Source organism: Shewanella sp. BJSY2023SW001, from assembly GCF_047314685.1.
Taxonomy (GTDB): domain Bacteria; phylum Pseudomonadota; class Gammaproteobacteria; order Enterobacterales; family Shewanellaceae; genus Shewanella; species Shewanella indica.
The window spans coordinates 1-23738 of record NZ_JBKORF010000022.1; the positions used below are offsets into that span (position 1 = coordinate 1).

24 protein-coding genes are annotated in these 23738 nt (G+C 51.5%); 20 read left to right on the forward strand and 4 right to left on the reverse strand.

Annotation, left to right across the window (positions count from 1 at the left end; translation table 11 throughout):
• From ACMHXH_RS04995 to ACMHXH_RS05005, 3 genes are all read left to right on the forward strand, one after another.
• Positions 1–582, forward strand: a 582-nt coding sequence (locus ACMHXH_RS04995; RefSeq protein ID WP_413737703.1) for a transposase, incomplete at its 5' end; no start/stop codon positions are given.
• 530 nt (positions 583–1112) lie between these two features.
• Positions 1113–1613, forward strand: coding sequence for a GNAT family N-acetyltransferase (locus ACMHXH_RS05000; RefSeq protein WP_234520578.1), 501 nt, complete (start codon positions 1113–1115; stop codon positions 1611–1613).
• Positions 1614–1706: 93 nt separating this feature from the next.
• Complete coding sequence (locus ACMHXH_RS05005) at positions 1707–2072, forward strand: hypothetical protein (protein ID WP_412499949.1); 366 nt, start codon at positions 1707–1709, stop codon at positions 2070–2072.
• Between the two features lie 597 nt (positions 2073–2669).
• Here ACMHXH_RS05005 and ACMHXH_RS05010 read toward each other — a convergent pair.
• The 3 genes from ACMHXH_RS05010 to ACMHXH_RS05020 are packed head-to-tail and all read right to left on the reverse strand — an operon-like array spanning position 2670 to position 5060.
• A complete protein-coding gene (locus ACMHXH_RS05010; RefSeq protein WP_335912248.1) occupies positions 2670–4019 on the reverse strand; it encodes an ATP-binding protein in 1350 nt (449 codons plus the stop codon).
• A complete protein-coding gene (locus ACMHXH_RS05015; protein ID WP_101095255.1) occupies positions 4019–4708 on the reverse strand; it encodes a response regulator transcription factor in 690 nt (229 codons plus the stop codon). The genes ACMHXH_RS05010 and ACMHXH_RS05015 overlap by 1 nt, the downstream gene beginning before the upstream one ends.
• Before the next feature lie 13 nt (positions 4709–4721).
• Complete coding sequence (locus ACMHXH_RS05020) at positions 4722–5060, reverse strand: PepSY domain-containing protein (RefSeq protein ID WP_025011880.1); 339 nt, start codon at positions 5058–5060, stop codon at positions 4722–4724.
• A gap of 510 nt (positions 5061–5570) precedes the next feature.
• Here ACMHXH_RS05020 and ACMHXH_RS05025 point away from each other — a divergent pair.
• The gene (locus tag ACMHXH_RS05025) at positions 5571–6413 is read left to right on the forward strand and encodes a choice-of-anchor H family protein (protein WP_071475611.1); all 843 of its coding nucleotides are present in this window, start codon (positions 5571–5573) and stop codon (positions 6411–6413) included.
• A gap of 106 nt (positions 6414–6519) precedes the next feature.
• Here the strand turns inward: ACMHXH_RS05025 and ACMHXH_RS05030 are convergent, their stop codons facing one another.
• Positions 6520–7650, reverse strand: a complete 1131-nt coding sequence (locus tag ACMHXH_RS05030; protein WP_335912249.1) for a methyltransferase — start codon at positions 7648–7650, stop codon at positions 6520–6522.
• A gap of 163 nt (positions 7651–7813) precedes the next feature.
• Here ACMHXH_RS05030 and ACMHXH_RS05035 point away from each other — a divergent pair, with 163 nt between their 5' ends.
• From ACMHXH_RS05035 to ACMHXH_RS05110, 16 genes are all read left to right on the forward strand, one after another.
• On the forward strand, positions 7814–8476 hold the full coding sequence (locus ACMHXH_RS05035) for an alpha-ketoglutarate-dependent dioxygenase AlkB family protein (protein ID WP_335912250.1): 663 nt from the start codon (positions 7814–7816) through the stop codon (positions 8474–8476).
• 75 nt (positions 8477–8551) lie between these two features.
• A complete protein-coding gene (locus ACMHXH_RS05040; RefSeq protein ID WP_039033687.1) occupies positions 8552–8851 on the forward strand; it encodes a BolA family protein in 300 nt (99 codons plus the stop codon).
• A 124-nt stretch (positions 8852–8975) separates the two neighbouring features.
• Positions 8976–9485, forward strand: a complete 510-nt coding sequence (gene luxS, locus ACMHXH_RS05045; protein WP_039033608.1) for an S-ribosylhomocysteine lyase — start codon at positions 8976–8978, stop codon at positions 9483–9485.
• A 132-nt stretch (positions 9486–9617) separates the two neighbouring features.
• Positions 9618–11663 (forward strand): TonB-dependent receptor, encoded by a 2046-nt coding sequence (locus tag ACMHXH_RS05050; protein ID WP_335912251.1) that lies wholly within the window; start codon positions 9618–9620, stop codon positions 11661–11663.
• Positions 11664–12035: 372 nt separating this feature from the next.
• Positions 12036–13367 carry a Na(+)-translocating NADH-quinone reductase subunit A gene (locus tag ACMHXH_RS05055; protein ID WP_039033688.1) on the forward strand — a complete coding sequence of 444 codons (1332 nt, stop codon included), beginning with the start codon at positions 12036–12038 and terminating at the stop codon, positions 13365–13367.
• Positions 13364–14563 carry an NADH:ubiquinone reductase (Na(+)-transporting) subunit B gene (locus ACMHXH_RS05060; RefSeq protein WP_039033611.1) on the forward strand — a complete coding sequence of 400 codons (1200 nt, stop codon included), beginning with the start codon at positions 13364–13366 and terminating at the stop codon, positions 14561–14563. The genes ACMHXH_RS05055 and ACMHXH_RS05060 overlap by 4 nt, the downstream gene beginning before the upstream one ends.
• The gene (locus ACMHXH_RS05065) at positions 14556–15344 is read left to right on the forward strand and encodes a Na(+)-translocating NADH-quinone reductase subunit C (protein ID WP_039033612.1); all 789 of its coding nucleotides are present in this window, start codon (positions 14556–14558) and stop codon (positions 15342–15344) included. The genes ACMHXH_RS05060 and ACMHXH_RS05065 overlap by 8 nt, the downstream gene beginning before the upstream one ends.
• Complete coding sequence (locus ACMHXH_RS05070; protein WP_039033613.1) at positions 15344–15976, forward strand: NADH:ubiquinone reductase (Na(+)-transporting) subunit D; 633 nt, start codon at positions 15344–15346, stop codon at positions 15974–15976. The genes ACMHXH_RS05065 and ACMHXH_RS05070 overlap by 1 nt, the downstream gene beginning before the upstream one ends.
• A gap of 5 nt (positions 15977–15981) precedes the next feature.
• On the forward strand, positions 15982–16590 hold the full coding sequence (gene nqrE / locus ACMHXH_RS05075; protein WP_039033614.1) for an NADH:ubiquinone reductase (Na(+)-transporting) subunit E: 609 nt from the start codon (positions 15982–15984) through the stop codon (positions 16588–16590).
• A 45-nt stretch (positions 16591–16635) separates the two neighbouring features.
• Positions 16636–17892 (forward strand): NADH:ubiquinone reductase (Na(+)-transporting) subunit F, encoded by a 1257-nt coding sequence (nqrF, locus tag ACMHXH_RS05080; RefSeq protein WP_039033615.1) that lies wholly within the window; start codon positions 16636–16638, stop codon positions 17890–17892.
• Between the two features lie 62 nt (positions 17893–17954).
• On the forward strand, positions 17955–18986 hold the full coding sequence (locus ACMHXH_RS05085) for an FAD:protein FMN transferase (RefSeq protein ID WP_071475608.1): 1032 nt from the start codon (positions 17955–17957) through the stop codon (positions 18984–18986).
• Positions 18987–19002: 16 nt separating this feature from the next.
• Positions 19003–19227, forward strand: coding sequence for a (Na+)-NQR maturation NqrM (nqrM, locus tag ACMHXH_RS05090; protein WP_025011868.1), 225 nt, complete (start codon positions 19003–19005; stop codon positions 19225–19227).
• A 104-nt stretch (positions 19228–19331) separates the two neighbouring features.
• The gene (locus tag ACMHXH_RS05095) at positions 19332–20318 is read left to right on the forward strand and encodes a GGDEF domain-containing protein (protein WP_039033617.1); all 987 of its coding nucleotides are present in this window, start codon (positions 19332–19334) and stop codon (positions 20316–20318) included.
• Positions 20319–20480: 162 nt separating this feature from the next.
• Positions 20481–20954 carry a bacterioferritin gene (gene bfr, locus ACMHXH_RS05100; RefSeq protein ID WP_039033618.1) on the forward strand — a complete coding sequence of 158 codons (474 nt, stop codon included), beginning with the start codon at positions 20481–20483 and terminating at the stop codon, positions 20952–20954.
• 10 nt (positions 20955–20964) lie between these two features.
• The gene (gene bfr, locus ACMHXH_RS05105) at positions 20965–21432 is read left to right on the forward strand and encodes a bacterioferritin (protein WP_039033619.1); all 468 of its coding nucleotides are present in this window, start codon (positions 20965–20967) and stop codon (positions 21430–21432) included.
• A gap of 247 nt (positions 21433–21679) precedes the next feature.
• Positions 21680–23686 (forward strand): methyl-accepting chemotaxis protein, encoded by a 2007-nt coding sequence (locus tag ACMHXH_RS05110; RefSeq protein ID WP_144361803.1) that lies wholly within the window; start codon positions 21680–21682, stop codon positions 23684–23686.
• Positions 23687–23738 lie beyond the last annotated feature (52 nt).

A 23738-nucleotide genomic window follows, 5' to 3' on the forward strand; every position in this document is an offset into this window, starting at 1 on the left:
TTATGTGACATCAGTTGGTTCATGCGTTGTCTCAACGAACCGATAGCGCGTCAAGCCAATCAGGAAGATAACTGTACCGGCCGATTCTGGGAAGGTAGATTTAAATCACAAGCCTTACTCGATGAAGCCGCGGTGTTAACCTGCATGGCCTACGTTGACCTCAATCCCATCAGAGCCAAGATGGCCGATACGCCTGAGCAGTCGGCACATACCAGCATTCAGCTACGTATTCAGGCAGCATTGAAATGCGAACAACCCGCCAGGTTACTGCCCTTTATCGGTAATGAATGCGATAACCAGCCCAGTGGTATTACGTTTGGGCTCAAGGATTATCTTGAATTGATGGATGATACCGGGCGCTGTATTCGCAATGATAAACGTGGCGCGATAGGTGAAAAGAGTGCCAAGCTACTGACGCGGTTGAATATCCCTCATGAGAACTGGCTCAAGCTTACCACTGAATTTGGAAGACTATTTCGTGGACCGGTAGGCACCTTGCAAGAGCTCAGCTGTTACTGCGAACATTTGGAGAAGCGACGACGGCATTTTGCAACCAGTTGCCAGTACTTTCAAACGGCTTGAACCCCACTCTATCTCAACCGCAGTCATTGAAATCCCCTGAACCATGGGTGGGGCTAGCACGGCTCAAATCTCACATTTTTGCGTGAAATCGGTTCGATTTCATCAAACCTCTGCAACTCACGGATATCTTTCGGCCTCAGCGCACTCAAATCACCTAGCGGTGCTTGAACGCAGACCGAAAGAAGATTAAGTTATTGTTTTAAAGTGGGTGGCTTGATTTTTCGTCAATGTCATGGTCTTAAATTCGGGGGAAAGGTCAGCTGCGTGAAATCGGTTCGATTTCATCAAAGCTCTGTAACTCACGGATATCTTTCGGCCTCAGTGTGCTGAAATCACCTAGCGGTGCTTGAACGTAGACAGAAAGAAGATTAGGTTATTGTTTTATAATGGGTGGCTTGATTTTTTTGTAGCGCTCAAATCCGCTACCGGTGCTTGAACGCAGACCGAAAGAAGATTAAGTTATTGTTTTACAGTGGGTGGCTTGATTTTTCCTGAAAATTACAAAATAGATTAAAGAACGAATATGGAATATGGATATTTTAATAGAAACACCTCGTCTCTTAATGAGAGAGTTTTGCTTAGATGATGTAGATGCTGTCTTTGAATTTTCTACTAATCCAGATGTTATGCGTTATACGGGTGATGTGGGTACCGTTAATACCAAAGAAGATGCAGAGAATTTAATTGTTAATTGCTGGCAAGCAGAATATAAGAAGTATGGTTACTCTCGGTATGCATTGATTCATAAAGAAGATGATAAAGTTATAGGGTTCTGCGGAGTTAAGTACGAACCCGATTTGAACTGTCCAGACATAGGCTATCGGATGCTACCTGAATACTGGGGAAAGGGATTAGCCACAGAAGCTGTAAAAGCCACTTTAGAGTATGCAAAAAATACGCTTGGGCTTACTAAAGTAATTGGTGAGGTCTTAGTTGAGCATCTAGCGTCAGGTAACGTTTTACTTAAATCTGGTCTACGTAAAGTTGACACTTATGAAAAAGATGGGTTTATATTGAATAGATATGAATAAAAAATTAAGTTTACAAGTAATAGTAAAGAAAGATAACAAGTTGCTGAATTCGATAAACGAATTGACGGAGCGTTATTTTTCAACGAAGATATTATGAGGATTTGGCTCCTCGCTTTTTTAAGCCTCCTGTTACCAGGTTGCTCTTCGATCAATAAAACTACCTATCAACCTGTTTGTTTTCAATCCGTAGAACAAGCAATAAACATTGGTGAATCTCTGATATCTGCGGGATATTTTGAAAAAGTAAGTTACTGGGTTAACGGAGACCCCAGCATACCTGTTCGTGGGTTGGGTTTGGAATGGGATGGATTCGAACATTCAAAGTATTGTCCCAGCGGAGGATATCCTGTCCTCATCTCTTACCTGGATAAGGATGAACTTGGGAATTCTGAAATAGTGATTAAATGGGCTCAAATAGTTTTTAAAAATATGCTTAAGGAACGAGGCATTGAAACATAACAAGTGACTGTGGTATTCCGTCAATAAGTATTTCGCTAATTGTGATAGCTTTCGTCTCATTTGGGTTCGATTTTTCATCATGGTATTGAGCATAACCAACAACTTTCGCATATAGGCTATCAACGCTACTTAGGGCAGCGGTTATTTCCCGAGGAGGGATTGGTACAATTCTGCAAGAATAGTGTTGCTTGAAGTTGCTTATATTCCCGCAGACATACACCTATTTTCCAGGCGCAGGCGGAACTGTGACCTTCCGAGCCAGGGATGGCGAGGCAGAGCTTACAGGGACGTACTCGCAGCGTGTCACAGGATCGCCTGTGCGAAAAGCGCACCGCAGGTGATTGGCCGCTGCTTAACCACGTTATCTGCGCCAACGGCTGTCGGCGACACCGAGGGGGGATTAGTGCAATACTGTTAGTCCTGAGTAGCTGAAGTGTTCGCAGACATGCACCTCATTTTTAGGCACAGGCGGAACTGTGACTGTCGAAAACAGGGCCGAATTTTGTTCCAGACAAATTAGGCATTTCCTACGTCCTTGTAGGTCAGACGTTTTCGTCGAGCGCCCAAGGATGGGGAATGAATGTACTATTCCCAATCTCAACTTCTGGGTAAAAACAGGGTGAAGCGGGCGCCACCCAGGGGAGATTGATCTATTTGCCACTGGCCTTGGTAGCTCTGCAGCAGATCTTTGACTATCGCCAGTCCTATACCATGACCTTGTTGGTAGTTATCGGCTCTGACACCGCGCTCGAACAGCTGGTTTTTTTGCTGCTCAGTAATGCCTGGGCCATCGTCTTCGATGCAGAGGTTTAGCCCTTTTTCGCTAACCCAGGTTTTGAGGGCGACTTTGCTGTTTGCTGCCTTGCAGGCGTTATCCAATAGATTGCCGAGGAGTTCGGCCAGGTCGGCTTCATCGCCGTAAAACAGGGCGTTTGTTGCCAGGTCAGCCTCAAACTCCAGCGCCTTGTCCGCATAAATCTTGCCAAGGGTTCGCAGCAGTTTGTCGGCCACGGTTTTACTGTTCACCCCTTGGTGCCAAGCGCCGCTGCCGGCACTTTGGGCTCGCTTCAACTGGTGGCCTATGCTGGCGTTGATTTGGCTGATGGGCTCTTGGGCATCGCTCGGCAAAGACTTGAGGCTTTGCAGTACCGCCAGCGGTGTTTTCAGGCTATGGGCCAGATCCGACAGGGCGTTGCGATAACGCTGGCGTTGGCGCTGTTCGTTGCTTATCAGGGCATTGAGCTGGGTCGCGACCTGTTGCAGCTCCTTGGGATAGTCGCTGCCGAGATGTTGCCGTTTGCCTTGCTCAACCGCTTCGAGCTCGGCGCGAAAGCGCGCCAGTGGTTTGAGTGTCCACCAGAGCCAGCCCCCTTGTACCAGTAACAGGAACAGCATTAATAGTCCCAGGTATTGCCAGAGCTGGCGGCTGAAGGCGCCTTGGGTTTGCTCAAAGCCGGTCTGATCTTTGATGATGTGCACGGTAAAGGGAATATCCCGGCCATTATTCGAGGCCGAGGCAAAGCTGGCGCTGAAGCTGTAATTGAAGTGGGGTTTGCCCAGGAGAAGCATTTCGCCAAAGCGGCCTTCACCGAGTGGTGGGCTTGGAAGCTTGCCCGGAGGCGGCATACCGATAAAGGAAGGCGAATGCCATACCAGTTTGCCTTGGCTGCTGACCAAGGCGTAGAGCCCGGATTGATCTATGTTGAACTGTTTGTCCTGTAATTGTTCCGGCAGAACCAGTTCGCCCTGTTCCACTTCTGCCAATGCCAATACTCCATAAAGGGCGGCGCTGAGTTCATCTTTTACCGCGTGGGTCAATTGGGCACGAAAGGCATCGCTCAGGGTTACGCCGATAAGCGGCAAGAGCACCAGATTCAACAGCAGGGCGCTGATCACCAACCGGCCCTTGAGTGAACCGGGCAGCAGCCTTGCAGGCAAGGGCTTCATCAGGGGTTATCTCTGACAGGAAGCGTATTAAGGCGATAACCCTGACCACGCAGGGTTTCAATAAGCCCAAGCGTGCCCTCGGGATCCAGCTTCTTGCGCAAACGGCGAATAAATACCTCAATCACATTGGAGTCGAGATCAAAGTCCTGATCATAGATATGCTCGATAAGCAGACTCTTGGAAGTGACTTCGCCCTGATGCAGCATCAGATACTCGAGCAATTTGTATTCGGAGGCGCTGAGGCTGACGCTGTGTTTGCCGAGTCTCACTTCACCGCTGCTGGTATTCAGGGTGACAGGGCCACTTTGCAGCAAGGGGCTGGCCTTACCGGCGCTGCGGCGGATTAAAGCCTTGATCCTGGCGGTGAGCTCCATGGGGTGGAAGGGTTTGGTGAGGTAGTCATCACCGCCGGCATCCAGGCCTTCCACCTTGTCTTGCCAGCCATCTCTGGCGGTGAGGATCAGCACAGGGTAATCCAGTCCCTTGGCACGCATCTGTTCAATCAGTGCTATGCCGCTGAGTTTGGGTAGGCCGATATCGATAATGGCGGCATCATAGGGATATTCCGCCGCCAGAAACAGGCCCTCTTCGCCGTCTGACGCCGTATCCAGATTGAAACCTGCCTCTTGCAGATGTTGTTTTAAGTTGGCCTGTAAGGCGGCATCATCTTCTACCAATAACAGTCGCATAAGCTATTTCCTGTCAGTTTGCCTGCAGGCGGCCGCTGCGGGCATCCACAGAGACATAGACAATTCGGCCGCTGTCCTGCAGCAGTTTGACCCGATAACCCGGGTTGCCGTTGACCTTCACAGACTGCACCCTGAGTACCTTACCGCCATAAGCCTGCTTCACCAGTCTGGCGGCTTCATCGCCGCTGCGGACTTTCAGCTTGGCCTCCTGGCCCTGAGTCGTTCGTTCCGGCTTGGCAAAGGGGCCGGCATGCAGGGGCTGAGCGAAAGCCAGCGACAGCAATAGCATGCTTGCCGCGATAATTCCGCTTGAGTGATAAGCTTGATGCTTGATTTTACTGCCCCTTTTCATGGTTTTGCCCTTTTGGAAACGCTTGGCCCAGTGTAAAAGATCCCCGCGGTGGATGAAATAGCCAGCCGGGTCTTCACTCTCTATCTGTCCTTCCCCCCCGGTTTTCGCTCAGGCCCGGTCAGTTGTACTCCTTCCAAGATGAACATCTGCTGACAGAAACCGTTCATCTCATGTTCACCCAGGCTGACTTTTAATAATGCTAAGGAAGGTGCGAATAAGTCCTCGTGGCACTCTGGCTTGCACAGCAATTGGCGTTCAAGGCATCTGACTGAAGGCATGCCGGGGCCTGTCGAAGTCGGATAACGCAGAGAGCCGGTTGCTGTGAAAGCCCCGAAGGGCGTGGCTTACAGACCTGCCTGCTATGTTGTGCTTCTTGCAAAGGACTAGGGCCATTTGCTGCGAACCACGCCTTGCATCCAGGCCTGTAAGCCGACGCAGAGCACACATGGGACTTGTTCGCACCTTCCCTAAACCCGAATAAGCGCGGGATGCGCCCTGTGGAGAAGCACTATGAAATTATTATCTTACACTGTATTTAGCCTGTCGCTGTTTTTGGCTCTGTTTGGGGCTCTGCCTGCTGCCTATGCCAAGGAGCCTGTCGGCGGACAAGTCTCCATCGGCCAAAAAGCGCAGCAACCGAGCGATGAACAGGATAGCTCAGGCGCGAAGCTACGGGCGGCACAACACAGGCAGTTGCTCAAGCAACTGCAGCAGGAGTGGCAATCTACCGGAGCTCAGGTTTCCGGTGAGCGCATGACCCGCGAGCAGATGATTGCCAAGAAGCAGAAACTGCCCGAGATCCAAGCCGCGCCGCAGCGGATGGTCTCCACTACGGCCCACAGCTATTACCATGAGTTCAGCTTTTATGAGGCGGCCAGCTACCTTTATGATGATTATGACTCTGATGGCTTTTATCGTAGCTTTGCGGTGCGCTTCGATGCCGATGTTTACGGTAATGATCCGGCCGAGTCTGTGCCCGTTTATGCCGAGCTTTATCTGAGCCGCAACGGCGGTGACTGGGAGCATTACTACAGCACTGAGGTGTTCTACATTCAGGGAGACAGTACCCAGGATGACTTTGAAGTGCTCACCACGTTAGAGAGCGGCTATCCCAGCGATCACTATGATGTGCTGATCGACCTCTATGAACCCGGTTACAGTGACATAGTGGCAACCATAAGTTCTTATGAAAGCAATAGCCTCTATGCCTTGCCGCTGGAGAGTCGCGAATGGGACAGAGATGATGGCGCGACTGTGATAGTCGATGCCGGCGGCAGCCTGTCAGTGCTGGCGCTCGCGAGTCTGGTACTGCTTGGCGGCTTGCGTTACAGACGCGGCCAAGTTGCCGCCTGAAATCACAAAATTTAACTACACAGGCCGGGGTCTCTCCCGGCCTGTTTCTTTCCAGGTTCCCAACGGGGGCCGGAATGGGTCAACAAGGTTTACTCTTGTTGGCCTTTTATTTAGAGGCTTGCAGGATCACAAACTTACCATTGGAGGCTATGGTCTTGCAGTTGCCAAACAGGCGCTTGAGCTTGATGTGGTAACCCAGGTGACGGTTGCCGACCACATGCAGTATGCCGCCGTTCACCAGACGCCGTCTGGCATCGAGGAACATCTGCCAGGCAATATGATCTGTGATGGCCTCTCCCTGATGAAACGGCGGGTTACAGAGCACCAGATCCGGTGCGACGCCGGCGCTCAAATGACTCAGACAGTCATCCCAATAGAAGTGGCCGCGTTCGGCTTCAAAGCCATTGCCCTGCCAGTTGAGTCTGGCACTTTCCACGGCCATCTCTGAGTCATCGACAAAGTGAATGCTCGCCTCGGGATAACGTTTGGCCGCCGCCAGCCCTAAAACGCCATTGCCGCAGCCCAGGTCCACCACAGAGCTAAACTCACCTTCGGGGAGGTTGGCCAACATCAAACGGGCGCCGATATCCAGTTTGCCGGCGGCAAATACATTGCTGAGATTACAGATGTTGAGGCCGAATTCGCCAAGGGGCCACTCGCTGGGGGCAGGCAATTCGCGTGCCTGGCCATCGGCAAAAGCGGTAATCACCCGGGTTTTTTTCCATGCCAGACTGGCGCTGGCCTGGCCCAGATGTTTGCCAATCAGGGCCAACAAGGCTTGATTGATGGATTTGGCCTTGGCGCCAATCAATACCCGGGTACCGGCGGGAAGCATATTGGCCAGCATGCTCAACTGCCAGGCAAAAAAGTTGAGGTTCTTGGGCAGCTTCAGCAATATGGTATCGGGTACACAAGCAGGCATTTCCCGACTGTTTAGCCAGTGAATGTCGGCAGCGCTGAGATGGTTTTTCTCAAGATTCTGTCGAGCGCCAAGGTGGGAAGTGCGGGCATCCGAGCTCCAGTGAATCTTTGCATCTGGGTAACGTCGGCGAATGGCGCACAGCAGGGCACCAAAGCTGTCGTTGATAATAAGCACAGATTGAGGCGCCTGTTCCTCGGCGAGTTGTTTGAGCAGGTGTTCATCGGCGGCATCCCAGGCCTGGAGGTTGGATTCCTGCTCTTCGGGATAGCGGTGCAGAGTGAGCTGAATATCAGCGGCTGAGAACTGGCTGGTCATATAACTGGGCTTAAAGGACGAATTTGCGCGGATTATCGCAAATACTGGCGCTCAAGGCGATATTTGCGAAAATCTGCCTTGGTCATTATGTAATAGAGAAGGCTTAAGCCCGGCAATAAGCCACAGAGAAACAATGTCATGAAGTTCAAAGATGAGATTAAACATGAGTTCAAAAGAGATACAGCAGTCGCTGTTTGCACTTGAGCCTGGCTCATCTGCTGAGTCGGCAACAGGCGTGCAGCGGTTTGAGCAACCGCCTATGTTGCTGGTGCGCGGTTATCTCAATCCAGCCCAGCAGGAAGCCATTTGGCGCGAGGCGGAGCATTATCCCCTGACTCGCCCCGAGCTTGAGATATTCGGTAAGCGTCACGCCATTCCCCGTACTCAGGCGTGGTTTGGCGATCCCGGCTGTGATTATCGCTACTCAGGGTTATTGGTCAGGGCGCTTCCCTGGCCCAAATATCTGTTACGGCTAAGGCAAAAGCTGGATCGGGATTGGCAGCTTGGCAGCAATGGCGTGCTGGTAAATCGTTATGCCGATGGCCGCGACGCCATGGGGTGGCACAGCGACGATGAACCTGAGCTGGCAGAGGGGGCTGATATCGCTTCAATTAGCCTGGGCGCCGGGCGCGATTTTGATTTGAGACACAAGCAAAGCGGCGAGAAGCTGCGGCTGAGGCTTAACTCGGGCGATCTCTTGTTGATGCGCTGGCCGATGCAGCAGGAATGGCAACATGCGTTGCCAAGAAGGCTGAAACTCACAGAGCCCAGGCTCAATCTCACCTATCGGCGGCTCAAATTGGGTTTTCATCCCCCTGGTGGTTGAAAATTGCCGGATTGATCTTTGTTCGCCGACGCAGTAACCTGCCGCCAATCCCAACAGCTTATATCAGGTTTTACCATGTCCGTTGCCCAAACCATAGAGCAGAAGTTGCACCTCGCCCTGACGCCGAGTCATATAGAAGTCATCAACGAGAGCCACAATCACCATGTGCCGCCTAATTCAGAGACGCACTTCAAGGTGATCATTGTCAGTGAAGCCTTTGATGGCAAGCGTCTGCTGGCTCGCCATAGAGAAGTGAATCAGGCCTTGGCGGAAGAACTGGCCAATGGCGTGCACGCTCTGTCCATGCATACTTATACTCAGGCTGAATGGGATGCCCAAAGCGCTGTGCCTGAGTCGCCCAAGTGCCGAGGTTAAAAGTCCTGGCTTGATAAACCGCCTCCAGGGGCTGCATTTGTGTTTTGGCGCTGTAATAATAGCGCTTTGAGACACGAAACCATTTAACAGTGCAAGCCTGCTTGCCATCCAAGGGAGAATACCCATGCCATTGTTAGACAGCTTTACCGTGGACCATACCAAGATGGAGGCACCGGCAGTGCGGGTGGCCAAGACCATGAGCACACCAAAGGGCGATACCATTACGGTATTTGACCTGCGTTTTTGCGCGCCCAACAAGGATATTCTCAGCGAGCGTGGCATTCATACTCTGGAACACCTGTTTGCCGGCTTTATGCGCGATCACCTCAATGGTGACGGAGTGGAGATCATAGATATTTCACCCATGGGTTGCCGCACCGGCTTTTACATGAGCCTTATCGGGACACCGGAAGAAGGCCGGGTTGCCGATGCCTGGTTGGCAGCCATGGAAGATGTGCTCAAGGTACAAGATCAAAAGGCTATTCCCGAGCTGAACGAATACCAGTGCGGTACCTATCAGATGCATTCTCTGGAGCAGGCGCAGGATATTGCCCGCAATATTATTGCCGCCGGTGTCAGCGTTAACCGTAACGACGATCTCAAGTTGAGTGAGGAACTGCTGAAGCAGCTCTAATCCCGCCCGGCTTACCTCGCTCAATCAAGCGGCTTGATATTTACTCAAGTCGCTTTTTTTTTATTCGCAAATCAGTTAGTTTACAAAAATATAACATCAAAAGTGCGGTAACTGCTGATAGGGGATTGGGATATGAGTCAGAGGCGTGGCTTGCTTAAGGTGAGTGCAGTGGCCGTTTTGGTGAGCGGGAGTTTGGCCGGGCCGTGGGCGCACGCTTCCGAGCCTCTGGCTGCTGACCATCCGGCTTTTGAGCCCGCAGCAATCAATGCCATGTACTATGACTCGGCCGAGCGGCAATTGACTGCCGGTGGCGAGCTTATCCCAACCCTGCCTGCCAGTTTCAGTATCCGCGGCGCCGGTGGCAGCGGCCATTCCGGAATAGCGATTATCGAAGACAGGGTCAATCTGGCGCCGGCACCTTATTCTGCACCTTATTTGTGGCAACTGCCGGATCCCGATACCCTGGTTGCCAGCAGGGCCAATGCCGCCGGTAGCTTGTTCTATGGCGGTAGCGGCAGTTTTGGCGTTTTGGAAACCCAAAGCCTGGGGTTGCAGGAATCTCCGGGCAAGAGCGTGCGGCTTCAAGGCAATGAAGATAAAGGTTGGGGCGCCGAGGGCCGCGGCCTGATTGATGCCGATGATTATAAGGTGTTGCTGCAGGCGAGCCACAGGCGCCAGCAACCCTGGCAGGAGCCGAGAAGCGCCGAGCAGGGGCAAGACGACAGCCAGACCAAGGTCCTTTTCAAGATAGCGGCCAACAGCTTGCCGGGTGCCCGCAGTCGGCAACATACTGAATTCAAGTATCAGTATTCACAGCTGCGGCAGTTTTTGCCGGGAATGGGGCTGACGGCTGCCGATTGGCAACTGAACCCTGAACTGGTGTATGGCGCTGCCACGCAGGATAGACTCAAGAACCGCAGTCACAGATATCAGCTGTCCCACCGCGTTGAGCCTAGCGCCGGCTCTCGAGTGTTTACCGAGCTTTACTACCATAGCCATCACAGCTCGCAGTTGCAGATGAGTTTTGCCGATGGCGCCTTTATTCAAGGTGACGTGCTGGAGCAACTGGCGGCCTTGGATGCCGATGCTATCGGCGCGGTTTCATTGGTCGACTTTCGCCGTGATGATGACTTCGAGGCTATGGGGATCCAGACTCAGGCCATTACTCAGTATGGTCGCCACAAGGTGAGTTACAGTGCCCGCTGGCACAGAGACAAGGCCGAGCAGGCCCCCGGCCTGGGGAGTTGGTTATGGCAGGATGGACGACTGAGTGATACTGCGCAGAGTCTGAGTGTCAGGATTGATGACAAGGCCAGTGTCTGGAGCTCGGCGGTGACGGCTGAGCTCAACTGGTCGGCCGTGACTCTGGAGCTCGGCGTCGGCTATGAAGATGTCAGCTTGGAGCGCAGTAGCGAAACAGTGCCGCTTTCAGCCGCGGATTTCTCTGAAAGTGAATGGTTACCCACGGCCAAGCTCAGTTGGCGCGGGGAGGCACTGAGCCTGTTCATCAGTGCCGGCAGGGCCTGGGCGGCGGCGAGCCCCGGCAACCAGGGGCAACGCTCCCAACAAGCCTGGCAATATGAACTCGGTGGCCGCTTTGAGTCAGGTAGGCTGAAAAGTGCACTGAGCCTGTACCAGCGAGACTTCGACAATCTACATTTTGATTGCACCGCAAATAGCTTCTGCGACCCAGTGCTGCGCCTCAATCAATACAATCTCGGAGAAGTGGATGTTAAAGGCGCCGAACTGGCGCTCGACTACCGGCTGGACTCAGGCAGTGTCAATTGGCCCATGGGGCTCAAGTATCATTATACCCAAGCCGAGGCGCAGCATTCGGGTTGCCTTATGCTGAGTGGACCTTGCCTGATGGTCGATGAGCAGTTGCCCTGGTTGCCTGAGCATGCCTTGAGTCTTCATGCCGGTCTGGAGTGGGGCGGCTTTAAGGCCAGAGCTCAGGGTATATATCGTTCAGAAGTGGCAAGCCTTACCCCTCAGGTGACGGCTAAGGACAGCATGCAGCTGGATCTGCTGCTGAGTTATGACTTCAACTCAAAACATCAGCTCTATTTTCGCGCCGAGGATCTGCTCGATGACGCTAGTCCGTTACGTGAAAATGACAGTGGTTTGTTGGCAAGTGTTGGTCGACGTTTACAGCTGGGCTATCGAATGAAATTTTGAAGCAGAGCCTCCCCGGTAAAGCTGTGAAGATGAAATAAGTATTTTCGACTATTTAGTCGATTATTTCTTTAAAAATTAAAGGTATAAATTTATGAGTCAGGACAAAATCCTGCCTTTTGCCTGCTTGTCGCTATCTCTGCTTAACTCGTTTGGCTCAATTCTCTCTTGGTCACTTTGAAAGCAGGTTAAAACACTACAATTTTCGTGGCGATAGCGTTTCAATTGGGGTAAAATGCGCGCGACCAGCGTGATTGCGATCGCATTTCTGTGATAAATCTGCGCTAGCTCAACGCTCGATTTTTTTGTGTGAGAGTCGGGGGTTAGCAGGAACGCGGCGCATTGTCTTTCCTTCAAAACGTAGTGCATGTGGATATGATTACAATTAAGAAAGGATTGGATTTGCCTATAGCAGGCGGACCAAAGCAAGTTATCCATGATGGCCCAGCCATTAAACACGTAGCTACTTTGGGTGAAGAGTATATTGGCTTACGTCCAACGATGAAGATCAAAGTGGGCGATAAAGTGCAAAAAGGTCAGGTGATTTTTGAGGATAAAAAGAATCCTGGCGTTAAATATACGGCTTTGGCCAGTGGCACAATATTAGAAATCAACCGCGGCGCCAAACGTGTTCTGCAGTCGGTCGTCATAGACATAGAAGGGGACGACGCCGTCTCTTTTGCCAAGTATGATGCCCAGGCTCTGGATACTCTGGAACCGCAGCAGGTTCGCGATAATCTGATTGAATCAGGTATGTGGACCGCATTGCGCACCCGTCCTTTCAGTAAGGTGCCGGCAGTGGATGCGACAGCAGCGGCTATCTTCGTGACAGCCATGGACACCCAGCCACTGGCGGGCGATCCTCAAGTTGTTATCGCTGAGCATAAAGACGATTTCGTCAACGGCCTGAAAGTACTGGCCCGACTGACAGACAAAGTCTTCGTCTGTAAAGCACCAGGAGCAGACATTCCAGCGGCTAATGCCCAAGTGGAAGAGTTTGCTGGCCCCCATCCAGCGGGTCTGCCTGGGACTCATATCCACTTCTTGATGCCTGCCTCTGCCCGTCGCAGCGTATGGTACCTGGGTTACCAGGATGTCATTGCGATCGGTCAGCTGTTTACCACAGGTGAACTGAACAACCAGCGCGTAGTGGCCATCACTGGCCCCAAAGCCAAGAACCCTCGCTTAGTGCGCACTCTGCTGGGTGCCAGCACACAAGCCCTGACCCAAGACGAAGCCGATGGCCAAGTTCGGGTTATCTCAGGTTCTGTGCTTAACGGCCGTACTGCAATAGGTCCTCATGCTTATATGGGACGCTACTTCCAGCAGTTGACCCTGATTGAAGAGGGTACTGAGAAAGAGTTCTTCGGTTGGGTGATGCCTGGATCCGATAAATACTCCATTACCCGTGCTTTCCTGGGCCACTTGAGTCCTTCCCGACTGTTCAATATGACCAGCAGTACCGGTGGTTCCGAGCGGGCCATGGTGCCTATTGGCAACTATGAACGGGTGATGCCTCTGGATATTCTGCCCACTATGTTGCTGCGCGATCTTATCTCTGGTGATACCGATGGCGCCGTGGCATTGGGTGCGCTGGAGCTGGATGAGGAAGACCTGGCACTGTGTACTTTCGTATGTCCCGGTAAGTATGACTATGGTTCATACCTGCGTGACTGCTTGGAGACCGTCGAGAGGGAAGGCTTATGAGCTTGAAAGATTTTCTTGAGCGTATTGAACCGCAATTTGAAAAGGGCGGTAAATACGAGAAGTGGTATGCGCTCTATGAAGCCGCAGCGACCATTTTTTACACCCCGGGTAAAGTGAACAAGGGCAAGACCCACGTACGCGATAACCTGGATCTGAAACGCATGATGATTACTGTCTGGGCCTGTACTTTCCCCGCCATGTTTGTCGGGATGTACAACGTGGGTCTACAGGCGCAAATCGCCCTGGCCGCTGGCTTCGGTACTCCCGATGTTTGGCAGGTGGGTCTGTTTGAGCTCTTCGGTACTCAGCTGACAGCCGATTCCGGCTGGGCCACCTTGATGTGGTATGGCGCCTGTTTCTTCCTGCCTATATATGCAGTGACCTTCGCGGTCGGTGGTATTTGGGAAGTGCTGTTCGCCTCGGTTCGTGGTCATGAAGTCAACGAGGGTTTCTTCGTAACCTCTGTGCTGTTTGCCTTGACCTTGCCGGCGACTATCCCATTGTGGATGGTGGCACTGGGTATCACCTTTGGTGTGGTTGTGGCCAAGGAAGTGTTCGGTGGTACCGGACGTAACTTCCTCAACCCAGCACTGGCCGGTCGTGCCTTCCTGTTCTTTGCCTATCCGTTGAATATGTCCGGTGACACTTCTTGGGTCGTTGCCGACGGTTTCTCCGGCGCTACCGCGCTGAGTCAAGCAGCTTCAGGTACTCTGGACTACGCCTTCAACCAGAACTGGTGGGACGCCTTCTTTGGCTTTATTCCTGGTTCTGTCGGTGAAGTCTCTACCCTGGCTATCCTGCTCGGTGGTCTGGTTATCATCTATACCCGTATCGCTTCCTGGCGCATTGTCGGCGGCGTGATGGTCGGTATGATTGCCGTATCTCTGTTGCTGAACCTGGTCGGTTCTGAAACCAACCATATGTTTGCCATGCCTTGGTACTGGCACCTGGTTCTGGGTGGCTTTGCCTTCGGTATGATGTTTATGGCCACTGACCCAGTGTCGGCTTCCTTCACCAACCAGGCCAAATGGGCTTACGGTATCCTGATAGGTGCCATGGCAGTATTTATCCGTGTCATCAACCCTGCATTCCCTGAGGGCATGATGCTGGCGATTCTGTTTGCCAACCTGTTTGCGCCACTGTTTGACCATTTTGTAGTCCAGGCAAACATCAAGCGGAGGATTGCTCGTGGCTAGTAATAAGGATTCGTTCGGAAGAACGCTATTTGTTGTCGTTGGCCTGTGTCTTGTCTGCTCGATTTTCGTATCGACCGCAGCGGTACTGCTCAAGCCAACCCAGCAGGAAAACAAGCTGCTGGATAAGCAGAAGTTTATTCTGGAAGCCGCCAATCTGATCGATACCAAATCCGGCAAGGTCAGCAAAGATGTGGTTTTGGAAACTTACAAGAAGTATGTTGAAGCCAAGGTTATCGAGCTGAAAACCGGTGACGAAGTCACAGATATCAACGGCGATACCTATGATCAACAGAAAGCCTCTCGTGATCCTGCCACCTCTGTGGTGCCTGAGCATGACATTGCTTCGGTTAAGCGGATTGCCAAAAACGCCGTGGTTTATCTGGTGCGTGATGATGCCGGTAAAGTGACCAGCGTTATCCTGCCGGTTCATGGCTATGGCCTGTGGTCAACCATGTACGCCTTCCTGGCTTTGGAACCTGACATGAACACCATCCAGAACCTGGTTTATTACAACCAAGGGGAAACTCCGGGACTGGGCGGTGAAGTTGAAAATCCAAGCTGGAAAGCCAAATGGCAGGGTAAGAAGCTATTTGACGAGCAGGGTAACATAGCTATTACTGTGACCAAAAACCCCGCCGTTGCCGAGTCAGCTCATGGTGTTGATGCCTTGTCTGGTGCAACCCTGACCAGTAATGGTGTTCAGCACTCGCTGACATTCTGGCTGGGCGAGGAAGGTTTTGCTCGCTTTATTGAAAAAGCACGCAATGGAGGATTGAGCTAATGGCCGATAGTAAAGAACTCAAACAGGTTCTCACCGGACCTATAGTCAGCAATAACCCTATTGCGCTGCAGATCCTCGGGGTGTGTAGTGCCCTGGCGGTAACCAGTAAGCTGGAAACCGCATTGGTTATGACCATAGCACTGACGGCGGTAACCGCGTTTTCCAACCTGTTTATCTCCATCATACGTAACCATATTCCTGCCAGCGTGCGGATTATTGTGCAGATGACCATTATTGCTTCGTTGGTAATCGTGGTGGATCAGGTGTTGCAGGCATACGCTTATGACATCGCCAAGCAGCTGTCGGTATTCGTTGGTTTGATTATTACCAACTGTATCGTGATGGGTCGCGCCGAGGCCTATGCGATGAAGACCCCGCCGCTGATGAGCTTTATGGATGGTATAGGTAATGGCCTGGGTTATGGTCTGGTACTGATGAGCGTAGGTTTTGTCCGTGAACTCTTTGGTAACGGTTCGCTGTTTGGCGTCGAGATACTTTCCAAAGTATCAGACGGTGGCTGGTATCAGCCCAACGGCCTGTTACTGCTGCCGCCAAGTGCCTTCTTCCTGATCGGTATTCTGATTTGGATAATCCGCACTTATAAGCCAGAGCAAGTAGAAGCAAAAGGGTAAGCGCGATGGAACATTATATCAGTTTGTTAATTCGCTCTGTTTTCATCGAAAACATGGCACTGGCCTTCTTCCTGGGGATGTGTACCTTCTTGGCAGTTTCCAAGAAAGTGAAGACGGCCATGGGGCTTGGGGTTGCGGTTATCGTGGTGCTGACCATTTCAGTACCTGTTAACCAGATAATCTATCAAGGTATTCTGGCTCCTGGCGCACTGGCTTGGGCAGGTGTACCGGATGCCGATCTGAGCTTCCTTAAGTTCATTACCTTTATCGGTGTTATCGCAGCCTTGGTTCAGATCCTGGAAATGGCTCTGGATAAGTACTTCCCGCCACTCTACAACGCCTTGGGGATCTTCCTGCCGCTGATCACAGTAAACTGTGCGATTTTCGGTGCGGTATCTTTCATGGTTGAACGTGACTACAACCTGGGTGAGAGCCTGGTGTTCGGTTTCGGTTCCGGTTTTGGCTGGGCATTAGCTATCGTCCTGTTGGCCGGTATCCGTGAGAAGCTGAAGTATGCTGATGTGCCTAATGGTCTGCGTGGTCTGGGTATTACCTTTATCACTGCAGGTCTGATGGCCTTAGGTTTCATGTCGTTCTCTGGTGTGTCCCTTTAAGGGGCACCAAGCGGCTTCCGAAATTGAACCTCTAAGGATAAGTTAATGGATATTCTTGGTATTTTTAAGTCTACTCCGCTCGAGGTTTACCTCGGTGTGAGTATGTTTACCGCGATAGTTCTGATCCTGGTACTGGTGATCCTGTTCGCCAAATCCAAGTTGGTCTCCAGCGGTGATATTACTATTGGCATCAACGGTGACCCAGACAAGGCGATTACCACTGCTGCCGGTGGCAAGTTGCTGGGCGTTTTGGCCAACAACGGTATTTTCGTGTCATCTGCTTGTGGTGGCGGTGGCTCTTGTGGTCAGTGTCGTGTCAACGTTAAGTCCGGTGGCGGTGATATTCTGCCAACCGAACTGGATCATATCAGCAAGGGTGATGCCCGTAAGGGTTGCCGTCTGTCTTGTCAGGTTAACGTCAAGTCAGATATGGAAATTGAGCTGGACGAAGAGATCTTCGGCATCAAGAAGTGGGAATGTACTGTTATCTCCAACGATAACAAGGCAACCTTCATTAAAGAGCTCAAGCTGCAGATCCCTGATGGCGAGTCTGTACCTTTCCGTGCAGGTGGTTATATTCAGATTGAAGCCCCTGCTCACCATGTGAAGTATAAAGACTTCGATATTCCAGCAGAGTATCGTGGTGACTGGGAACACTTTGGTTTCTTCAACCTGGAATCCAAGGTTGATGAAGAAACCATTCGTGCATACTCTATGGCTAACTATCCGGAAGAGTTCGGTATTATCATGCTGAACGTGCGGATTGCCACACCTCCACCACGGAATTTGAGTCTGCCTTGTGGTAAGATGTCGTCTTACATCTGGAGTCTCAAGCCAGGTGATAAAGTCACTATCTCCGGCCCATTCGGTGAGTTCTTTGCCAAAGATACCGATGCTGAAATGGTCTTTATCGGCGGTGGTGCAGGTATGGCGCCTATGCGTTCTCATATCTTCGACCAGCTCAAGCGTCTTAAGTCCAAGCGTAAGATGAGCTTCTGGTACGGTGCTCGTTCCAAGCGCGAAATGTTCTATGTTGAAGATTTCGATGGCCTGGCGGCAGAGAATGATAACTTTGTCTGGCATGTGGCCCTGTCCGATCCTCAGCCTGAGGACAATTGGGATGGCTACACTGGCTTCATTCACAACGTGCTCTATGAGAACTACCTCAAGTCGCACGAAGCCCCTGAAGATTGCGAGTTCTACATGTGTGGACCTCCAATGATGAACGCAGCGGTAATTGCTATGCTGAAAGATCTTGGCGTTGAAGATGAAAATATCCTCTTGGATGACTTCGGTGGCTAAGCATTAGTTCATTCCCTGGCACTGCCTTTTGGCAGTGCCAGTTTGTAAGGGAAATTCATAGTATGCAGTTCAAGACCGCTAAGTTTACAACGCTGGCAAATTGGCTGGTCCTCATAGGATTGGCCTTTTTTGTTTCTGGGTGCAGTAGTCAGGATGATGTGATTGCACTCTCCGGCAGCACCATGGGCACCACTTATCACATTAAGGTGGTCAACAGTGAGCGCTTGCCGGATGCTCAGTTGTTACAGGCTGAAATCGATATGGCGCTGGAGCAGGTGAACGACCAGATGTCGACCTACAGGCCCGACTCCGAGCTTTCACGTTTCAATCAGCTCAAGCCAGGCCAAAGCCAGGCCGTTTCCGCCGATACCATTACCAATATTCGTGAAGGAATTAGACTATATCAGCTCACCGACGGCGCGCTCGATATTACCCTGGGACCCTTGGTCAACCTGTGGGGGTTTGGCCCGGATAAGCGGCCTTTGGAAGTGCCTTCTGCCGAGCAGATAGCCAACGCCAAGGCAAGAATGGGCATAGATGCCATTCAAATAGAAGGGGACCGGCTCAGCAAGACTCAGTCCAGCGTCTATGTGGACTTGTCATCCATAGCCAAAGGGTTTGGGGTCGATAAAGTGGCTCATTTGCTGGATAAGTATCAGCCCAAAGGTTATCTGGTGGAGATTGGCGGTGAGATCAGCGTCAAGGGAAGCAAAGGCGATGGCAAACCCTGGCGGGTGGCGATAGAGCAGCCGGCGGATAATGGCCTGGCCGTGCAACAGGTGATAGAGCCGGGCACCATGGCCATGGCGACCTCGGGTGATTATCGCAACTACTATGAGGAAGACGGACAGCGCTTTACTCATATTATTGACCCCCGCAGCGGCTTTCCGGTAGAGCACAGACTGGCCTCTGTCACTGTGTTGCACCCTCAGTGTATGACGGCCGATGGTTTCGCCACTGCCATGATGGTGATGGGCACAGAAGCCTCACTGGCCCTGGCCGAAAAGGAAAAGCTGGCCATCATGCTGATTGAAAAACAGGACGAAGGGTTTAAGGTATACTATAGCTCTGCGTTTAAAGCCTTCGTCGACTAGAGTAATTGGAGCCTTTATGAGTACTTTTATTGCAGCCTTTGTGATACTGCTGGCATTTTTCCTGCTGATGTCTGTGGGCTATTTAATCAAGCGCAAGGCGGTGCAGGGTAGCTGTGGTGGCCTCGGGGTCTTGGGCATAGAAAAAGCCTGTGATTGTGATGAGCCATGTGATAAACGCAAGGCCCGTGAAGCGGCAGAAGAAGCCCGGCGCGAGCGTTTAACCAAAGATAGAATTATTTGAAAAAGGGCCTCTTCGGAGGCCTTTTCTTCGTCCATCGTTCTCGTCAATTTCTCTTGTACTACACTCTGTGGCATGGACAAGCGCTCTGTAGAGGAGATATGCCGATGAACCGGGAACCGGAAGCTATTCTCGATTCTGTGGTACAACTGACCGAGCAGCGGCAGTTGGATTCGCTGGCCGAGAGCCTGGTGTCCACTGTATCGCAAATGCTCAGTATAGATGAGGTGTGTATCCTGGATGTGGATAAGCTGACCAAGCGTAAAGGGGGCCTGGATGGCCAGCGCAATGTCAGTAGCGCCAGCTTGGCGGTGTCGGTCAAACTCTGTATTGAACAACGAAGGGAGATCTGTTTTTCCAACGGTTTGCATCAGGAGTTGGCCGTTCCTATTATCATCAATGACAAACTCACCAAGGTGCTCTTGGTCAGCGCGCCTTTATTGACTGAGCAAGACAGGGTTCTACTCAGAGGTTTCGCCAAGGTCTATGAGAACTATTTTCACATAGTGGTGGAGAGTGAAACCGACAGCCTGACCAATTTATTAAACCGCAAGGCCTTTTTGCCACAGCTTTATAGCTCGGTGGAGATTGCCTGCGACCTCCTGCAGGAGCAAGCGCAGGCAAGTCAGGATGCCGACGAGGAGCTCAAGTTGTGGATCTGCATCTTCGATATAGATTACTTCAAGAAAATCAACGATACCTTCGGTCACCTCTATGGCGATGAAGTCTTGTTGCAGGTTTCGGCGCTGATGAAACAGGTGTTCAGTGCTCAGGATCTTATGTTCCGTTTCGGCGGTGATGAGTTTGTTATCTTGCCGGCGCCGCGCAGCCGCAGGGCACTTATCGAATTGTGTCAGGAGTTCACCCAGAATTTGGCTCAATTGCAGCAGGAGCGTTTAGGCGGGATCCGCATCTCTATGGGCATTGTGGGAATCGATCCCCGGGTTGATCCCGGCACCTTGCTCAATCAGGCTGACAATGCACTGTATTTTGTTAAAGGCAATGGCCGTAACCAAGTAGCGTTTTATGGGCAACTGCTGGCGGAAGGCAAGCTCGAAGGACCACAAATTGAGGATGATATTGAGCTTTTTTAATCACTTGAACACAAAGTTTTCTTGCTAATCATAGTCAAAATGATAATGGTTGCCTTTTGTAAGTTGGTGAAATTAAAGGTTAATTTGTAATGCCTCCTACTTTAGGCTAGGCTGGGAAAACTTGACTTGGATCAAGTTTAATCAAAGCTAAAGGACGAGATAATGAAAGGTCATCCCAAAGTGGTTTCCCAGCTCAACAAGGTGTTGACCTGTGAGCTGACAGCCATCAATCAGTACTTCCTTCATGCCCGCATGTTCAAGAACTGGGGCCTGGAAGGACTCAACCATAAAGCCTACAAGAAATCGATTCAGGATATGAAACACGCCGACAAGCTTATCGAGCGGGTGTTGTTTCTCGAAGGTCTGCCCAACTTGCAACAGCTGGACAAGCTGCGCATAGGTGAACACAGCGAAGAGATGCTGGCCTGTGACAAACAGATGCTGGAAGAACAACTGACAGTGCTGCGTGATGCCATTGCCTTGTGTGAGGCTGAGCGTGATTATGTCAGTCGCGATATCCTTGAGGATCTGCTGGAAGATGAAGAGGAACATCTGGATTGGCTGGAAGCTCAGTTTGAGCTGATAGGCCTGACCGGACTGGCTAACTATCTGCAATCACAGATTGAGACAGAATAAGGAGACAGATATGAAAGGCCATCAGCAAGTCATAGATGTGCTCAATAAGCTGCTGACCGGGGAGCTGTCGGCAATGGATCAGTATTTCGTACATGCCCATATGTATGAAGACTGGGGGCTGAATGAGCTCTATGAGCGGATCAAGCATGAGTCGGACGATGAAAGAGAGCATGCCGCCAAGTTGATTGCGCGGATCCTGTTTCTGGAAGGCACTCCGGATGTTGCCAGTCGCGACGCTCTCACCATAGGCAAGAATGTGCAGGAGATGCTCCACAACGACTTGCAATATGAATACAAGGTTGCTGCCAACCTGAGAGAAGCCATTACCTTGTGTGAGCAACTCAAGGACTATCAGAGCCGGGAGTTATTGGAGCTATTACTGGAAGAAACCGAAGACGACCACATGTATTGGCTGGAGAAACAGCTGGGCCTTATTGGCAAGGTTGGGCTACAGAATTACATCCAGTCCAAGATGTAACGGTATCAAAGCCACTACGACAAGAGCCGCTATTGCGGCTCTTTTGCTATCTGATGTTGCATTGAACCTGAATTAAATTGAATGCACTTAAGTTGGGCAATAAGGCACTGAATTACTTCGGTTTGGTGCAGTGGATTGTTTACATAGAAAATTATATTGTTTCTTGCCATTTTATAGTCAAATTTGTTAACAGATTCTGATACATTGCAGGTTTCCTTAAATAAAAATATAACAAATAGGACTCGCAATGGAGCAGATAAGACGTTCCCTCAGTTTGCAACTTGTATTAGCTATCGCCGGTGCCCTGGCGCTGTTGTTGTCTATCGTGGCGGCTGTGATGGTTAAGAGCAGTAGTGAAGATACCCGTGCCCGTATAGATCAGGATATATCGGCGCTGATCACCCTCAAGGCCAATGAAATCGGCAACTACTTCTACGCCAAGGGGCAGATTATTCACTCTGTCTTTGCTAACCCTGCCATCAATAACTGGTTTGCCAAATACCATAGCCGTGGCTTAGATCTCAGTCTTGATCCCGGCTATCAACAGCTGGTGGATTACTTTCACTTTTTCTCCGAGCAGGACAAGGAGATCAAGTCGGTGTTCTTCGGCTCGGCCAATACCTTCGAGTACTTTGATCTCAATGGCCGTTACGATGGCGATCCCGACTACTACACCAACAAACGTCCCTGGTGGCAGGAGGCGATAGACAAAAATGGTTTGTTTGTCGGCGACCCGGCTGTGGATGCTAACGACGGCTCAATCTCGGCCACAGTCAAGACAGTAGTCAAGGATGCCAATGGTCGCCTGATAGGCATAGGCGGTATGGATATTCTCATCGATACCATAGGTAAAAACCTGCTGGCGCCAATCAAATATCGGGGCGAAGGCCAGGCATTTTTGATGACGGAGCAGGGAAAACTGGTGTACTTCCCGGGTTTTAATCAAGCGTTCCCCGCCGGCTCTGATGCGGCCGTTATTGACAATCTCAGCGGTGACAATCAGGGCTTTAGTGAACTGAAACGTGAAATGCAAACCCGGGATGCCGGTATTGCCGAAGTCACTTATCAGGGAGAATTGCAGCGAGTGAGCTATATTGCCATTCGCGGTGATTATCCCAAAGTGCGCTGGTATTTGGGGTTTATGTTGCCTAATGAAGTGTTTCAGGCTCCTGTGAAGCAAAGCCTTTGGCAAACCAGCCTGGTCTCAGTGGGGATTATTTTACTGGTGGCGTTAACCGTTTTCCTGATGATGCTGCCTTTTCGGCGTAATCTCAATAGCCTGCTGCACACCATGGAAGATATCGCCGAGGGTGAGGGCGACTTGTCACGCCGCATTGAAATCAACCGCACCGATGAACTTGGGCGTCTTGGCGCAGCATTCAACCGTTTTGCCGCCAAGGTGCAGAGTCTGTTGCTGGAAACCCGTGAGCTCAGTGGTCGGGTGGATAATGGGGTTGCCGCCGCGGCTGAGGTGTGTGACAACGCACTGGCCTCTGTCAGCGCCCAGAAACAGGAAATTGCCTCAGTGGCCACTGCCGCTACCGAAATGGCCCACACAAGCCAGGAGATGGCGACCAGCGCCCAACGAGCCGCCGAGTTTGCCGAGACGGCACTGTTGCAGTCAAGAAACGGCGCAGATGTGGTGCAGCAGGCCAGTCAGGGAATGCACTCACTTTCCACACAGGTTAACCAAGCCGCCGGGGTTATTCGGGCGCTCAGAAGCAGCTCAGAGGAGATAGGCGAGGTGCTCAGTGTGATCCGCGCCATTGCCGAGCAAACCAATCTGCTGGCACTCAATGCTGCCATTGAAGCGGCCCGCGCCGGGGAGCAGGGAAGGGGCTTTGCGGTTGTTGCCGATGAGGTGCGCACCCTGGCATCCCGCACCCAGGACTCGACTACCAATATTCAGGGCATTATCCAGACTCTGCAGCAACAGGCACAGCAAGCCGAACAGGTGATGGAAGCCGGAGTCAGGGAGGCCAACCAGGGCCAAAGCCTGACACTGGAGGTTGAGCGAGCATTGACAGAAATCACCGCGGCAGTGGATGCCATCCAGTTGCAAACCATGGAGATCACCGCGGCGATAGGCCAGCAGGCTGTGGTGGCCGAAGAAGTGGCCTGCAACATTGAAAATGTTCGTGGCCGCTCCGATGAATCCCTGAGCGCCAGCGAAGAATTGTCACAAAAGATGCGGGCATTCCAACAGTTGGCCACGGCTCTGGGGCGTAACATAGGTCAGTTCCGCATCGATTAAGACGAGCTTCAAATCCATAAAGGAGAGCCCAGGATCTCCTTTTTTGCTCCCG

What these genes read in the sequence shown, in the direction of transcription:
- ACMHXH_RS05095 (WP_039033617.1), top strand. Translation starts at nt 19,332, where the DNA reads ATGAACCGGGAACCGGAAGCTATTCTCGATTCTGTGGTACAACTGACC.
- ACMHXH_RS05000 (WP_234520578.1), top strand. Translation starts at nt 1,113, where the DNA reads ATGGATATTTTAATAGAAACACCTCGTCTCTTAATGAGAGAGTTTTGC.
- nqrE (WP_039033614.1), top strand. Translation starts at nt 15,982, where the DNA reads ATGGAACATTATATCAGTTTGTTAATTCGCTCTGTTTTCATCGAAAAC.
- ACMHXH_RS05025 (WP_071475611.1), top strand. Translation starts at nt 5,571, where the DNA reads ATGAAATTATTATCTTACACTGTATTTAGCCTGTCGCTGTTTTTGGCT.
- luxS (WP_039033608.1), top strand. Translation starts at nt 8,976, where the DNA reads ATGCCATTGTTAGACAGCTTTACCGTGGACCATACCAAGATGGAGGCA.
- ACMHXH_RS05010 (WP_335912248.1), bottom strand. Translation starts at nt 4,019, where the DNA reads ATGAAGCCCTTGCCTGCAAGGCTGCTGCCCGGTTCACTCAAGGGCCGG.
- ACMHXH_RS05110 (WP_144361803.1), top strand. Translation starts at nt 21,680, where the DNA reads ATGGAGCAGATAAGACGTTCCCTCAGTTTGCAACTTGTATTAGCTATC.
- ACMHXH_RS05050 (WP_335912251.1), top strand. Translation starts at nt 9,618, where the DNA reads ATGAGTCAGAGGCGTGGCTTGCTTAAGGTGAGTGCAGTGGCCGTTTTG.
- ACMHXH_RS05055 (WP_039033688.1), top strand. Translation starts at nt 12,036, where the DNA reads ATGATTACAATTAAGAAAGGATTGGATTTGCCTATAGCAGGCGGACCA.
- ACMHXH_RS05030 (WP_335912249.1), bottom strand. Translation starts at nt 7,650, where the DNA reads ATGACCAGCCAGTTCTCAGCCGCTGATATTCAGCTCACTCTGCACCGC.
- ACMHXH_RS05070 (WP_039033613.1), top strand. Translation starts at nt 15,344, where the DNA reads ATGGCCGATAGTAAAGAACTCAAACAGGTTCTCACCGGACCTATAGTC.
- ACMHXH_RS05060 (WP_039033611.1), top strand. Translation starts at nt 13,364, where the DNA reads ATGAGCTTGAAAGATTTTCTTGAGCGTATTGAACCGCAATTTGAAAAG.
- ACMHXH_RS05015 (WP_101095255.1), bottom strand. Translation starts at nt 4,708, where the DNA reads ATGCGACTGTTATTGGTAGAAGATGATGCCGCCTTACAGGCCAACTTA.
- ACMHXH_RS05085 (WP_071475608.1), top strand. Translation starts at nt 17,955, where the DNA reads ATGCAGTTCAAGACCGCTAAGTTTACAACGCTGGCAAATTGGCTGGTC.
- ACMHXH_RS05005 (WP_412499949.1), top strand. Translation starts at nt 1,707, where the DNA reads ATGAGGATTTGGCTCCTCGCTTTTTTAAGCCTCCTGTTACCAGGTTGC.
- ACMHXH_RS05040 (WP_039033687.1), top strand. Translation starts at nt 8,552, where the DNA reads ATGTCCGTTGCCCAAACCATAGAGCAGAAGTTGCACCTCGCCCTGACG.
- nqrM (WP_025011868.1), top strand. Translation starts at nt 19,003, where the DNA reads ATGAGTACTTTTATTGCAGCCTTTGTGATACTGCTGGCATTTTTCCTG.
- ACMHXH_RS05035 (WP_335912250.1), top strand. Translation starts at nt 7,814, where the DNA reads ATGAGTTCAAAAGAGATACAGCAGTCGCTGTTTGCACTTGAGCCTGGC.
- ACMHXH_RS05020 (WP_025011880.1), bottom strand. Translation starts at nt 5,060, where the DNA reads ATGAAAAGGGGCAGTAAAATCAAGCATCAAGCTTATCACTCAAGCGGA.
- nqrF (WP_039033615.1), top strand. Translation starts at nt 16,636, where the DNA reads ATGGATATTCTTGGTATTTTTAAGTCTACTCCGCTCGAGGTTTACCTC.
- bfr (WP_039033618.1), top strand. Translation starts at nt 20,481, where the DNA reads ATGAAAGGTCATCCCAAAGTGGTTTCCCAGCTCAACAAGGTGTTGACC.
- bfr (WP_039033619.1), top strand. Translation starts at nt 20,965, where the DNA reads ATGAAAGGCCATCAGCAAGTCATAGATGTGCTCAATAAGCTGCTGACC.